Annotated in this window: 13 protein-coding genes; 7 read left to right on the plus strand and 6 right to left on the minus strand. The window is 71.0% G+C overall.

The window, feature by feature from the left end; all coding sequences use genetic code 11:
• Nucleotides 1-53: 53 nt before the first annotated feature.
• Nucleotides 54-1034 carry an AAA family ATPase gene (locus bpln_RS17275; protein WP_042626242.1) on the minus strand — a complete coding sequence of 327 codons (981 nt, stop codon included), beginning with the start codon at nucleotides 1032-1034 and terminating at the stop codon, nucleotides 54-56.
• A gap of 395 nt (nucleotides 1035-1429) precedes the next feature.
• Here bpln_RS17275 and bpln_RS17280 point away from each other — a divergent pair, with 395 nt between their 5' ends.
• The 6 genes from bpln_RS17280 (at nucleotide 1430) to bpln_RS17305 (ending at nucleotide 7380) form a co-directional block, all read left to right on the plus strand.
• Nucleotides 1430-1960 (plus strand): hypothetical protein, encoded by a 531-nt coding sequence (locus tag bpln_RS17280; RefSeq protein WP_055139565.1) that lies wholly within the window; start codon nucleotides 1430-1432, stop codon nucleotides 1958-1960.
• An 11-nt stretch (nucleotides 1961-1971) separates the two neighbouring features.
• The gene (locus bpln_RS17285; RefSeq protein WP_042626786.1) at nucleotides 1972-2778 is read left to right on the plus strand and encodes an endonuclease/exonuclease/phosphatase family protein; all 807 of its coding nucleotides are present in this window, start codon (nucleotides 1972-1974) and stop codon (nucleotides 2776-2778) included.
• A gap of 264 nt (nucleotides 2779-3042) precedes the next feature.
• Nucleotides 3043-3813, plus strand: coding sequence for a ferredoxin--NADP reductase (locus bpln_RS17290; RefSeq protein WP_042626244.1), 771 nt, complete (start codon nucleotides 3043-3045; stop codon nucleotides 3811-3813).
• Nucleotides 3814-4231: 418 nt separating this feature from the next.
• Nucleotides 4232-5092: a sensor histidine kinase gene (locus bpln_RS17295; RefSeq protein WP_042626245.1), complete on the plus strand. Its 861-nt coding sequence runs from the start codon at nucleotides 4232-4234 to the stop codon at nucleotides 5090-5092.
• A gap of 9 nt (nucleotides 5093-5101) precedes the next feature.
• Nucleotides 5102-5767: a response regulator transcription factor RqpR gene (gene rqpR, locus bpln_RS17300; RefSeq protein WP_042626246.1), complete on the plus strand. Its 666-nt coding sequence runs from the start codon at nucleotides 5102-5104 to the stop codon at nucleotides 5765-5767.
• 212 nt (nucleotides 5768-5979) lie between these two features.
• Nucleotides 5980-7380 carry a branched-chain amino acid transporter BcaP gene (locus bpln_RS17305; protein ID WP_042626247.1) on the plus strand — a complete coding sequence of 467 codons (1401 nt, stop codon included), beginning with the start codon at nucleotides 5980-5982 and terminating at the stop codon, nucleotides 7378-7380.
• Nucleotides 7381-7542: 162 nt separating this feature from the next.
• On the opposite strand, the gene bpln_RS17310 is transcribed toward bpln_RS17305, so the two are convergent.
• Nucleotides 7543-8271 (minus strand): PepSY-associated TM helix domain-containing protein, encoded by a 729-nt coding sequence (locus tag bpln_RS17310; protein WP_042626248.1) that lies wholly within the window; start codon nucleotides 8269-8271, stop codon nucleotides 7543-7545.
• Nucleotides 8272-8778: 507 nt separating this feature from the next.
• On the opposite strand from bpln_RS17310, the gene bpln_RS17315 reads away from it, so the two are divergent.
• Entirely contained in the window at nucleotides 8779-10410 is a 1632-nt protein-coding gene (locus bpln_RS17315; RefSeq protein WP_055139369.1) for a rhomboid family intramembrane serine protease, read from the plus strand.
• 230 nt (nucleotides 10411-10640) lie between these two features.
• Here the strand turns inward: bpln_RS17315 and bpln_RS17320 are convergent, their stop codons facing one another.
• From bpln_RS17320 to fliS, 4 genes are all read right to left on the minus strand, one after another.
• A complete protein-coding gene (locus bpln_RS17320; protein WP_042626250.1) occupies nucleotides 10641-10994 on the minus strand; it encodes an EscU/YscU/HrcU family type III secretion system export apparatus switch protein in 354 nt (117 codons plus the stop codon).
• A complete protein-coding gene (gene fliK / locus bpln_RS17325) occupies nucleotides 10991-12493 on the minus strand; it encodes a flagellar hook-length control protein FliK (RefSeq protein WP_055139370.1) in 1503 nt (500 codons plus the stop codon). Before fliK ends, bpln_RS17320 begins: the two co-directional genes overlap by 4 nt.
• 294 nt (nucleotides 12494-12787) lie before the next feature.
• Nucleotides 12788-13120 (minus strand): flagellar protein FliT, encoded by a 333-nt coding sequence (locus tag bpln_RS17330; protein ID WP_042626252.1) that lies wholly within the window; start codon nucleotides 13118-13120, stop codon nucleotides 12788-12790.
• On the minus strand, nucleotides 13117-13554 hold the full coding sequence (gene fliS, locus bpln_RS17335) for a flagellar export chaperone FliS (protein WP_042626253.1): 438 nt from the start codon (nucleotides 13552-13554) through the stop codon (nucleotides 13117-13119). The genes bpln_RS17330 and fliS overlap by 4 nt, the downstream gene beginning before the upstream one ends.
• Nucleotides 13555-13563 lie beyond the last annotated feature (9 nt).

Consider the following 13563-nt stretch of genomic DNA (forward strand, 5'->3'; position numbering starts at 1 on the left):
CGTGGCGCGCGCCGCCGCCGCGCGCGGCACGGCGGCGGCCGAGGAGCGACGCGTCAGAAGCCGATCGGCCGCCGCTTCGGCATGCCCTCGTCGGCGCGGATGTCACGCGGCTCGACCGCGTCGCGGCCATCCAGCCGCGCGGCGCCGAACGCATGCAGCAGCGCGCGCCGCATGGTGCGCGGCGGCACCGCCGCGAGCGCGGCCAGCGACGCGTCGCCGAGCTGCTCGGGAAAGCGTCGGCCCCACGCGTGCGCGTCGCGGATCTGCGTGTAGATGGTCTGCGCGATGCGGCGCGCGCCGGCCTCGTCGGGCGCCGCGATCTCGTAGACGTTCATGCGGTTCAGGATCGGCTCGGGGATCGACTTCGCGTCGTTCGCGGTCGCGATCCAGATCACGTTGCCGGCGTCGATCGGCACCTCGGCGAACTCGTCGACGAACGCGCTCGCGGTGTCATGCTCGAGCAGTGCGTAAAGCGCGCCGAGCGGATCGTACTGCGCGTCGTTGCCGGCCTTGTCGATCTCGTCGATCGTGATCACCGGGTTCGAGTAGCTGCCGTTCACGAGCGCGTCGAACACCTTGCCCGGCTTCGCGTTCTTCCATTGCGACGAGGCCCCCGACAGCACCCAGCCCGCCGTCAGCGAACTCATCGGCACGTAGTGGTAGGCAGTGCCGAGCATCTGCGCGAGCGCCTTCGCGAAGTGCGTCTTGCCGATGCCGGGCGCGCCGAGCAGCAGGATCGGCATCAGTTCGAGCCGGTCCTCCGTCTCGAGGCACAGCGCCACCTGCTTGCGCACGTCGTCGAGCGGGCCGGAGAAGTTCGGCAGCGACTCGGCCAGCGCGTCGAACGCGGGCATCCGGGTGGGCTTCACGCAGAAGCGCAGGTTGCCCGTCTTCAGCATCTTCTCGTAGGTCGCGCGCAGCGCCTCGCTCGCCCCTTCGTTCAGATCGCCCAGCGCCGTCTCGACCCGCTCCAGATCGTAGACACGGCTGAACGACGCCACCGCCAGTTCCTGCCGCACCATTGCCGTCGTCATCGCACACCTCCCGCTCGCCCGCTGCTTCGTGGAAACACCGCCGCGCGCCATATAGACACGCGACATCAGACCCCTCGATGCCAGTGTTGGCCAGACAAAAGACCTGCGCAAGCGAGCACTCGGCCCGCTCTGCTGCTAACGGCGACGGGCGCTGCAAGGCGCCGCGAGCGCGCGTATCATCAACGGTTCACCGCCGCGTGCCGGCCGCCGTTCGCCGGGCCGCCGGCCCCCACGAGGAACCGCCGATGATCGAGCTTTCGCCGCCGTCCCGCCCCGCCGCACGTCGCCCGCGCGCCGCCGCCGGCGCCACCCCGCGCGCCGTGCCTGCGGCCCGAACCACGGCGACCACCACCGCCAGGACCATTCCCGGTTCGCTCGGCCGTCCGCTTCTCGCGATGTTCCGCCAGCCCGCCGCGCGCGAGGCCCGCGCCGCCCGGCTGCGGCGCCTCGCGCGCAGCGCCGCGCTGGCCGCGACGCTGGCCGGCGCGACGCTCGCCGCCCGGGCCCAAGGCGCGCCGCAGTCGATCGATTGGGAAGTGCGGGTGGTCCACGCGGGCCAGACCGTCGACACGTTCCACCAAACCACCACGGTCGGCCAGTCGCGCACCGACAGCCACACCTACGTGGTCCGGCTGCCGGCCGGCTGCCCGGCCAGCGTCGAGGCGTCGGCCGTCGCGGCCATGAAGCCCGAGCGCACGCGCAGCGTCACCGTCGCGCCGCTCTACGTGGACGGCAGCACCGTCACGCTCGCGCTCGACGTGCAGGAGACCGTCGACGACGGCGACGGCTGCTCGCTGTCGCCGCGCCAGATCTCGGCCAGCCATCCGGGGCTCGCCGTGCGGGCCGACGGCTGGACCGACTGGGCGCCGGCCGACAAGACCGCGCGGCTGGTCTATCAGGTGCGCGCGCACGTCGTCGCGAACTGAGGCCGATGCCGATGCATGCCTCCCAAGCCCTGCCGTTCGCCGAGCCGCGCACGGCCCCGAACGAAATCACCGCGGTCAGCTGGAACCTGCACAAGGGCCGCTCGCCGCTCGGTTTCACCGCCTGGAACGCGATGCGCCGCTGGGTCGAATCGACCCATGCGGATATCTACTTCCTGCAGGAAGCGATGGCGCGGCGCATGCCGCGGCCGGTGCTGGCCTCCGGCTTCGGCGCGCCGATGGAAGATCCCGTCGACGAGATCTGGCACTGCCAGGCCACCGAGATCGCGCGTGCGCTGGACTGGCAGATCGCGCTGGGCCCGAACGTGTTCAAGCCGTCGTGGCGACACGGCAACGCGATCCTCTCGCCGCATCCGCTCGACCTCGGCGGTAGGTGGGACATTTCAGCGCACCGCTTCGAACGGCGCGGGCTGCTGGTGGCGCGCGCCACGCTGGCCGGCAGCGCGCCGATCACGCTGCTCTGCGCGCATCTCGCGCTCACGCGCGCCGCGCGGCTGCGGCAGATGACCTGGATCGCGCACTGGATCGAGCATCACGCGCAGGAAGGTCCGCTCGTGCTGGCCGGCGACTTCAACGACTGGCGCAACGATTCGGTGCCGCTGTTCGGCCAGATCGGGCTGGCCGAGGTGGCCACCCTGCTTGGCGAGTCGGGCCGCACGTTCCCGGCGTTCTCGCCCGCGCTCGCGCTCGACAAGATGTTCGTCCGTGGCTTCACGCCGCTCGAATGGCGCGCGCCCGGCGACGACACGGCCTGGCTGTCCGACCATCTGCCCTACATCGCGCGGCTGCGCCTCGACTGACATATCGACCGGCGGCGCGCCGCATTGCTGCCGTTTTCAGGTCGTTTCACCGTCTTTTTGTCGCCGGCGGGCCGCCACCACGCGTCCCCGAATCCCCGGACCTGCCCGGGGTCAAACGCGCTCGACGCTCAGGCAGGGTAAAATACGGGGTTCTCCAAACGTCTGTTAACGGGTAGGCGTGCGCTTTCGAGAGTGGCGCGCCCGCCATCGGCCGGTCTGCGGATCGGGCCGGTGCCCTCGGTTTCCGTCTCGCATCCGTATCCCATGAGCAAATACGATACCGCTACCGTCCTGTCCGTCCATCACTGGACCGACACGCTGTTCAGCTTCACCTGCACCCGCGAACAAAGCCTGCGCTTCAACAACGGCGAATTCACGATGGTGGGCCTCGAGGTTGACGGCCGGCCGCTCGCCCGCGCCTACAGCATCGTCAGCCCGAACTACGAGGAGCACCTCGAGTTCTTCAGCATCAAGGTGCAGGACGGCCCGCTCACCTCGCGCCTGCAGCATCTGAAGGTCGGCGACAACGTGCTGATCGGCAAGAAGCCCACCGGCACGCTGGTGGCCGACAACCTGCTGCCGGGCAAGACCCTGTGGCTGCTGTCGACCGGCACGGGTCTCGCGCCGTTCATGTCGATCATCCGCGATCCGGACATCTACGAACGCTACGAGAAGGTGGTGCTCACGCACACCTGCCGCCTGAAGGGCGAGCTCGCGTATATGGACTTCATCAAGCACGACCTGCCGGGCCACGAGTACCTCGGCGACATCATCAAGGAAAAGCTGATCTACTACCCGACCGTCACGCGCGAAGCGTTCGACAACGAGGGGCGGATCACCGACCTGATCTCGACGGGCAAGCTGTTCACCGATCTCGACGTCCCGCCGTTCTCGCCCGAGAACGACCGCGTGATGCTGTGCGGCAGCACCGCGATGCTGAAGGACACCACCGACCTGCTCAAGCAGGCCGGCCTCGTCGAAGGCAAGAACAGCGCACCGGGCCACTATGTGATCGAACGCGCATTTGTCGACTGATTGACATATTGTCGCACCCCCGCAAAACCGGAGCCGATGCTCCGGTTTTTTTATGTTTCCGTCATATTGAACGGTTACAGTGCCGCCTCTCGGTTACAAACTCTTGCGTTTGACTACAGCATTGGCGGAAAAAAGTTCGTCAATCACCTCCGCTCTTCTGTCGGATTTTTCCGACACCCGTTGCTGGAATAACGACTGTTTACCCGAGGAGAGGCCCGCCCGGCGCGTCTCCAGCGTACATTCTGAGTTATGATTCGCGGCGCTTCGGCATTTCGTAACACGCTCGCGAAGGGTCGAATCATCTATTACCGAATGTAACGTTTGTTACCCGGCTCGCGTTGGACCACGCGAGGCTGGAATCGGTCCCGCCCGCCGTCGGCGCGCCGGATCGGTCCGTTTTCCTGTACGAAGGAACGTCATGGACACGCCGCGTATCGCACCGCCCCCAGCGAGCGCCACTCCCGAGCCGAGCCGCGGCGAGACCCGGCCTGCCCGCTCCGCCGTGCGTTTGCTGCCCGGCGCTGCCCGACCCGCCATGCCGCGCGTCGCCGGCGATGCCGACGCGCATCTGGCCGCCATGTCGGCCGAACTCGCCGCCGCCGACGAAGCCGCGCGCGAACGCCTGTCGCGCGAACTGCACGACGGCCTCGGCGCCGACCTGACCGGCGTGTACTTCGCCTTCGCCAATCTCGAAACCTGGCTGCCGGCCGACGCGCCCGAAGGCGCCCGGCGCGCGCTCGAACTCGCGCAGCAGGCGCTCGACGCCGCGTTGGACTCGTACCGGCGCGCGCTCGACGACGCGGCGCCGCCGCTCGACGCGGGCCTCGCGGGCACGCTGTCGGCCTGGATCGACGCGTTCGGCGCGCGCACCGGGCTGCGCACGCGCGTGGCCTGCGCGGCCGACGCGCGGCTCGCGCTGGTCGGCGCGGACGGCACGCTCGCGGCGCTGCGCGTGGCGCAGGAGGCGCTCGCCAACGTCGCCCGGCACGCGCGGGCGACCAGCGTCGAGGTCACGCTCGAGGCGGGGCCGACGCATCTGGAACTGGTGGTCGCCGACGACGGTGCCGGCGTGCGCCGTCCCGCGCGCCGCAATCCAGTGCGCAATACCGGGCGCAGCCCGGGGCGCGGCCTCGGCCACCTGCGTGCGCGCTGCGCCGCGTTCGGCGGCGCGCTCGCGCTCGAAGCGCGCGCGGGCGGGGGCACCGTGCTGCGCGCCAGCTTCGGATGGGACGCGCTGCTCGCGGCGCCCGGCGCGAACCTGCATGTTTCGGCTTCCTGAGGAGCAGCGATGGGGCTGAATCTGCTGCTCGTCGATGATCACGCGATCGTTCGCCAGGGTATCCGCCAGCTGTTGATCGACCGCCACGTCGCGCGCGAGGTGGCCGAGGCCGAATCGGGCGCCGAGGCGCTCGCGGCCGCCGACAAGGGCAATTTCGACGTGATCCTGCTCGACATCTCGCTGCCCGACATCAACGGCGTCGAACTGCTCAAGCGTCTCAAGCGCAAGCTGCCGTCGGTGCCGGTGCTGATGTTCTCGATGTACCGCGAGGACCAGTACGCGGTGCGCGCGCTGAAGGCCGGCGCGGCCGGCTATCTGTCGAAGACGGTCAACGCGGCGCAGATGATCTCGGCGATCCAGCAGGTCGCGGCGGGCCGCAAGTACGTGAGCCCGGCGCTGGCCGAGGCACTCGCCGAATACGTCTCGTTCGAGAACGAGCCGCTGCCGCACGAGAAGCTCTCGGACCGCGAATACCAGACGCTCTGCATGCTCGCCTCGGGCAAGCGACTGACCGACATCGCGGTCACGCTGTCGCTGTCGGTGAAGACGGTCAGCGTCTACCGCACGCGGCTGCTCGAGAAGATGAAGCTGTCGAACAACGCCGAACTGACGTTCTACGCGATGAGCAACCGCCTGCTCGAAATGGCGCCGCCGTCCTCGCCGGCCGGCGCCTGAACGCGCGGCGCCCGGGCGCCCCCCCCTTTGCCCCTCCTCCTCCGCATCGCGGCATGCGCCGCCGCTGCGCGCGCAAACACCTGATTTTGTTAGACGAATGATAGGTGCAACCCGAATAGGGCAACCTGGACGGATCGGCTAAAATGCCGGGGCTCTACCGATTACAACCATAAACCGCAGCCGTCGGCCGCATTCTCTGTTTACCAATCCGCATGTCACTTCTTCGCAAGAAAAACGTCGACCAGATGATCGCCGGCGCGCAACGCGCGGGGCTCAAGAAGGCGCTCGGCGCCCTCGATCTGACCTTCCTCGGAATCGGCGCCATCATCGGCACCGGGATCTTCGTGCTGACCGGCACGGGGGCCGTGCAGGCCGGCCCGGCGCTGATGGTCTCGTTCATCGTCGCGGCGATCGCGTGCGGGCTGTCCGCGCTTGCCTACGCCGAATTCGCCTCGACGATTCCGGTGGCCGGTTCGATCTACACCTACTCGTATGCCACGCTCGGCGAGCTGGTGGCCTGGATCATCGGCTGGGACCTGATGCTCGAATACAGCCTCGCGGCATCGGCCGTCTCGGTCGGCTGGTCGGGCTACCTGCAATCGCTGCTGAAGGGCTTCGGCGTGGTGCTGCCCACCGTGCTCACGGCCGCGCCCGGCTCGGTGCCCGGCGTGACGACCTTTTTCGACCTGCCCGCGTTCGCGGTGATGCTCGCGATCACCACGCTGCTGTCGGTCGGCATCCGTGAATCGACGCGCGTGAACAACATCATGGTGTTCATCAAGATCGCCGTGGTGCTGCTGGTGATCGCGGTGGGCGTGTTCCACGTGACGCCGGCCAACTGGACGCCGTTCATGCCGCACGGCTGGCCGGGCGTGTTCGGCGCCGCGGCCGTGATGTTCTTCGCGTTCATCGGCTTCGACGCGGTGTCCTCGGCGGCCGAGGAAGTGAAGAACCCGAAGCGCGACCTGCCGGTCGGCATCATCGCCTCGCTCGGCGTCTGCGCGGTGCTGTACGTGACGGTCGCGGCGGTGGCCACCGGCATCGTGCCGTCGGCGCAGTACGCGGGCATCACCCATCCGATCTCGTATGCACTGCAGGTGGCGGGCCAGACGTGGGTGGCGGGCTTCATCGACCTGGGCGCCGTGCTCGGCATGCTGACCGTGATCCTCGTGATGACCTACGGCCAGACCCGCATCACCTATGCGATGTCGCGTGACGGGCTGCTGCCCGCCGTGCTCTCGCGCGTGCATCCGCGCTTCCAGACGCCGTTCATCGCCACCTGGATCATCGGCCTGCTGTGCGCGCTGATCGCCGCGCTGATTCCGCTCAACGTGCTGGCCGAGCTGATCAACATCGGCACGCTGGCCGCGTTCGCGATGGTGTCGATCGCCGTGATCGTGCTGCGCCGCACGCGTCCGGACCTGCCGCGCGCGTTCCGCTGCCCGGGCGTGCCGGTGGTGCCGATCCTCGCGGTCGCCTCGTGCCTGTTCCTGATGCTGAACCTCAGCGCCGTCACCTGGAAGGCGTTCATCATCTGGCTCGTGATCGGCCTGGTCGTCTACTTCGCCTACTCGCGCCGCCACGCGAAGATCGCGCACGGCGAGACGCACTGAGGTCTCGCAAGGCGGCGGTCCGGCGGCAGCGCGGGCCGCCGTTTTTCATTGATGGCGAAGCGCGGCCGGCATTAGCTTGCGTTTCCCCGGGGGCAAAAAAAGCGGCACTTCGGATGATTGAAGTGCCGCTTTTTTTCGTTGCGCCGCCGCCGGTTCAGTCAATCAAGACGACAACCCCGCGAACAGCGCCGCCGCGATCGACGCGCCGATCAGCACCACGGCGATGGTGCGGCGCTTGTTGAGTTCGGTCCAGAGCAGCACGCCCGTCAGCGAGAGCAGGATCATCGAGCCGGCGATCGTGTCCATCACCAGCACCCAGACGAGGCTCATCCCGACGCCGCGATGCAGGTTGGTCAGCGTCATCATCAGCGAATTGTCGTTGCGCTTGAGCGCGACGGTCCGGCTGCCGACCCAGTACTCGGCGGTCACGTTCGCGCCGGGGCGGAACAGCATGATCTGCCAGTGCTCGGGCTGCACGACGCTGCGATCGCCCCATTCGACGGGCTGCGCGGCCTCCTTGCGAATCCGGCTGCGGCCGTTGTCGAACTGCAGCTGCTGCCGCAGCCATGCTTCGAGCTTCGCGGGCGTGGCGGGGGGCGCGCCCGGCAGCGTCAGCTGCACCTCGCTCACCTGCGGCAGGCCCGGCGAGATCCGCAGCGGCCCGGCGCGGTGGTTCATCACGAAGCCGGTCACGCCGAACATCAGGCCGAGCACCGCGCCCCACAGGCCGACCCAGCCGTGGACCTTGCGCAGCCACTTGATGAACGTCGCGCGCCGCGAGCGCTGCCGCCTGGCGGCGAGTTCCGTTTCGTCGAGGGCGCGCGCGACGGACGCATAACGCGTCGCGATGCCGGTCGGCAAGGTCGGTTCGATCGATTCTGGCGCGTTCACGCTGTTTCCCTACCCCAAGCAACAAGGGCGGCCCGCGATCACGTCGCGAGGCCGCCCGGTTTCCAATAAATGAGAATCGATATCATTACACAAAGCGACGGCGGACTCAACGTCATCCCTCGCATGACTGCATCGGGCTGTCCGCGCCGACGGGCGGCGTGACATCGGCATGACCTTCCCGTGACGGCCGGCGTGATCCGTCGGCGTGCGGGCCACGGAGACCGAGCCGCGCACCGGCTCCGGCGGTGGCCCTCACGGCGCCGTCATGCACCGGGCCGGCATCGTCGCCCGCCAAAATGACGGTGCGATGTCGTAGCCGACGAAATTCGTTGTCCGATGCATTTCGGGCGCGCGGATTCGCCGTGGCGGCGCTAGAATCGCGACAGCATCCGGACGTGCCGCGACCGACGGGGAATCATCGGGCGCGCAACGCCGCCCGCCTGGCGAGGCGGCACCCTCATGGCGGCCGGCATGACAAGACGACAACAATCTGGGCCAGCACATTTCATGAACGACATCGCATCCGCGCCGGGCACGCCGCCGCTCGCGCCCGCCGCCTCGGTGCCGGGTGCCGGCGACACGTTCCGCGTGCGCTTCTCGGTACAGCCGCGTCCGCCCGGCACGCCGCGGCGCGCGGGCCGCGGCGGCCTGCCGGGCAGCGGCACGCTGAGCGTCGGCGCGGCCACCGGCACGCTCTGGCTCGACGGCACGACGGGCGGCCTGCTGCGCGGCACGCCGTTCCATCTGGCGCTGCCGCGCGCGCAGATCTTCGATGCGAGCGTCGCCGGCAAGCGCCTCTGCTTCGACCTGCACACGCCCGACGGCATCTGCAGCGTCACGCTGCTGGCCGCCGACGCCGCCGCCGCCGGCCAGATCGCCGGGCGCCTGCCGATGCAGGTCACCTCCGCGTTCTCCTCGCACGAACTCGACGCGCCCGCGCGCTTCGCCGAGCTGGCCCACGCCGAGCCGCTCGCCTGGGTCACCTGGAGCCTGATCGCGGTCAACCTGCTGCTGTTCCTCGCGATGGTCATGAACGGCGTGCCCGCGCTGCGCCCGGACGTGCCGGCCATGATCCGCTGGGGCGCCAACTTCGGGCCGGACACGCTGGAAGGCGACTGGTGGCGGCTGCTGACCGCGCCGTTCCTGCACTTCGGGGTGTTCCACCTGTGCGTCAACCTGCTGGTGCTGGCGCGTTTCGGGCCGCTCGCCGAGCGCCGCTACGGCAGCCTGCGGCTGCTCTCGCTGTTTCTGTTCGCGGGCGTGATCGCCGGCATGACGAGCGCGCTGCAGGACCCGATGCAGTGCTCGGCCGGCGCGTCGGGCGCGATCTTCGGCGTGTTCGGCGCGCTGTTCGCCCACCGGCTGCGGCGCGGCCGCGAGCCGGGCGCCGCCGTCGGGCGGCCGCGCCGGCTCGCGTTCGGCTTCGTCGCCTATTGCCTCTACAACGGCCTGATGCATCCGGCCATCGACAACGTCGCGCATCTCGGCGGCCTGATCGCCGGGCTGCTGCTGGGGCTCGCGCTCGCGCCGCCCGCCGACCCGGCCGCGCGCGACGCGACGGCCGGCGCGAACCTCGCCACCGCGGCCGGCGTCGCCGCGCTGCTCGCGGTCACGCTCGCCTATCCGCTCACCCATCCCGGCGCCGCGCGCGCGCAGGAGTTGCGCTTCGCGCGCGAATACATGGCGATGACGGGCGCGTCGGCCGAGATCGGCGGCGCACTGGTGGCGCTGCAGCACGCGCCGCTCGACACCGACGCGCAGCGCATCGCCGTGTCGAACCAGGTGATGACCGACATCGTGCCGCGCTGGAACAACCTCTATGCGGTGCTGGCGAGCCTGCCGCTGCCCGACGGGTCGCCCTATCGCGCGCTGCGCGAGACCGGCCTCGGCATGCTCGACAACGCGCGCCGGATGGCGACCACCTATGCGCTGATGCTGGTGCGCTCGCCCACCGGCGGCGGCGCCCGGGACGGCCGCGCGCCGGCGCTGCCCGAGCGACGCGCGGACGCGAAGACGGCCGCGGGCATCGAGCTGGCGATGCGGCAAGGCACGCGCCTTGCCCGGCATGGCGCTCCGGCGGCGGCCGGGCTCGACGCGGGCACGAGCCCGGCTGCGAGCGGGCCGGCCGTGAAATCATAGCGAGGCATTCAGCGCCGCGACTGCGGCAGCGCCGGGAAGCCGGGCGGCACGGGGCACGAGGCGAGCGCAAGCCCGGCCGCGAGCGGGCCGGCCGGCCGTGAAATCGTGGCGAGGCATTCAGCGCCGCGGCTGCGACAGCGCCGGGAAGCCGGGCGGCACGGGACTCGAGGCGAGCGCAAGCCCGACCGCGAGCGGGCCGGCCGTGAAATCGCAGACGGCGTAGCGAAGGCTCAGCGCCGCGGCTGCGGCAGCGCCGGGAAGGCGGGCGGCGCGGGCGGCCCGTCCGCGCCCTTGTTGCTCTCGGCGCCGGCCACGTCGGCCCGCTCGAGCGCGTAAAGCCAGGCGAGCAACTCGGCCACGGCGCGGTACAGCGCCGGCGGGATCCGGTCGTCGAGATCGACCTGCATCAGCAGCGACACCATCTCGGGCGCCGTGTGGACGTACAGCCCCGATTCACGCGCACGCGCGACGATCATCTCGGCAACCAGCCCGTAGCCCTTGGCCACCACGCGCGGTGCCGCGTCGCCGCCCTTCGGGTCGTAGACCAGCGCGGCCGCGGTGCGGCGCTTGTCGGCGCCGCTCACAGCCACGCTCCGTCGTCGTGCAGGCCGAACTCGTCGATGTCGTCGAAATCGCCGAGATCGAAACCCGAGGACGACGCGCGCGGCTTCGCGTCGGCGCTGGCGCGCTGCGCGGCGGCGGCCTGCCCGTAGGCGGCGGCCGCCGCGCGCGTGGCCGCCGTGTCGAACGCGTCCGGCGCGATCTCGACCGACCGGATCGACAGCCCGCCCAGTTCGAGCCCCGAGGCCAGCAGCCGCTGTCGCAGCGCGTCGCCCTGCGCGTTGAGCTTCGCGGCGCCCGCTTCGTTGGCGCGCAGCCGCGCGACCACCTGCGAGCCGGTCAGCACCAGTTCCGCATCGACCGTGCCGAGCGTCGGCAGCGCCAGCACCAGGCGGGTGCGCCATGCGATCGGCGCCTCGGCCGGGGCGCCCTGGCCGCCGTCCGGCTCGACGCTCCAGTCGAGCCGCGCGCCCGGCCAGGCCTCGCCGGCCCAGCGGAACTGCTCCGTGGCGAGCAGATCGAGCTGCTGGCGCACCAGCGGCAGCGTTGCCGGATGCACGGTGGCCATCGCCGCGGCGGTGTTCGTCGATGCGTCGGCGCCGTTCTGGCCCGGCGCCATGCCGTCGGGCTGGCCCGCGGTGGCGGCGAACAGCCGGCCGGCGGCCTCGTCGGCCGCGAACGACGCATAGGCGTGCGCGCCGCTCGCGCCGAACTGGCCCGGCGCCGCCTGTCGCGCGTCCTGCGCCGGCGCCTGGCCGGGCGCGCCGGAGGCCGGCGCGGCGGGCCGATTGCCGTCGCCGGACGCGGGCGTGCCGGCGCCGCGCGTCAGCTGCGTCTGCGGCTCCTGCGCGAGATCGGCGGTGGTGCGCTGGCCCGAAAGCCATTGCGAGAGATGGGATTCGTAGAACAGGCCGCTGCTGGAGACGGCGCGCGAGAGCGCCGCGGCCAGCGCGGCGACGCTCGCCTCGGTGACGCCCGGCAGCACCGGCGCGGCGCCGGAGGCCGCGGCGGTCGAACCGGCCGAGGCAGAGGCGGACGTGCCCGGGGCGGACGTATCCGAGGCAGGGTTGCCGGCCGCGCCGGATGCCGTCGCGGCCGAGCCGGCCGGCATCCCCGTCTGAGGAGCACCCGTCTGAGGGGCCCCCGGGGGCGGCGTGGCGCCGCCGGAAGCGGCGAAAGCGGCAGCCGCAGCCGCAGCCGCGTCGGCGGCGGCCTGCGCGGCCGGATCGAGCACGGGCGGCCCGGCCAGCAGCGGCAGGCTGCCGATCACCACCGGCGTGGCGTCGCCGCCATAACGGGAAATCGCGTCGAGCGTCAGCGCGACGCTCGACAGGTCGGTCTGCACGGAAGCCGCGGGCGGGCTCGGCGGGGTAGGCGGCAGCGGCGCCTGGGCGGCGCCGCGGGTGGCGCCCGTCGAGACGCCGACCTGGGTGGCCGCCGCGCCGGCCGACACGCCGCCCTCGAGCAGGCTGTCGATCCGGCTGGCGAGCATGGCGGCGGTAACGGCGTCGATCCCGGTCATCGTGATTCCCCGCGCGGCGCGCGGCCGGCATCTATCGGTGTGGCGGCCGCCGTCTGCGCGGCGAACGCGTATCCATCCAACGCAACGCGCGGCCACCGACCGGGCGGCGCGCCGATCACGGCCCTCGCCAACCCCATGCCGCCCGTTGCGCCCCCCATCGCCGGCTTCGTGGCCGGCGGCACCGCTCGCCGGCGCGGGCGCGCGGCGAACCGCCCGGCCACGCTGCCGGCCCTGCCATCCCGTCGAATCCGCCCGCGCCCGCACCGCGGCGCGGCAGTGCCGGCGCATCCGTGTTCAGCGACGCGCCTGGTAGATATCCTTCAGCATCCGCGTCGAGCGGCCCGCCTCGAACAGCGCCGACAGCCGCGCGACTTCCGGGCTCGCGAGATCGCGGATCGCCGCGTCGTCGGCGAGGATCCGGCGGATCAGCGAATATTTGTGCCCGCGCTCGGCGGGGTCCAGCAAGACGCCTTCCTCGGCGGCCTTCAGGCCGTCGACGAGCGTCTGGTACTCGGCCTGCAGCCCGTCGACCGCCGGCCAGTCGGCGCCGCGCGCGGCCGCGAGCATCCGGCGGGATACGTCCGCGATCGCCTCGTAGCGAGCGAGATAGGCTGCCTTGCGATTCATCGAGTCACTTCCGGCTGGGCTTGTGGCGTCATCATCCGGGCGACTTCGGGGCCAATGCCGGCCCAGGCTTCCTCGAGCGTCGCGAGCAGGCCGTCCACTTCCAGCAGGATCGCGTCGTTGGCGCTCACGTTCGCCTCCAGCAGGCGGCGCAGCATGTACGAATACAGCGCGTTGAGGCGCTCGGCGATCTCGCCGCCGGCCTTCACGTCGAGCGACTGCTGCAGGCCGCTCTCGATGATACGCATCGACTTGCTGATCGACTCGCCGCGCGCCGCCACGTTGCCCGAGGCCAGGTGCAGACGAGCGTGGACGATCGCCTTGCGCGCGCCTTCGTACAGCATCGCGATCAGCCGGTGCGGGGACGCGCCCATCACCCCTGTCTCGACGCCGACGCGCGCGTAGGCACTGGCTCCAGCGTGTCCTGGGGAAAACATGGTGGCCCT

The organism is Burkholderia plantarii, assembly GCF_001411805.1.
GTDB classification, from domain to species: domain Bacteria; phylum Pseudomonadota; class Gammaproteobacteria; order Burkholderiales; family Burkholderiaceae; genus Burkholderia; species Burkholderia plantarii.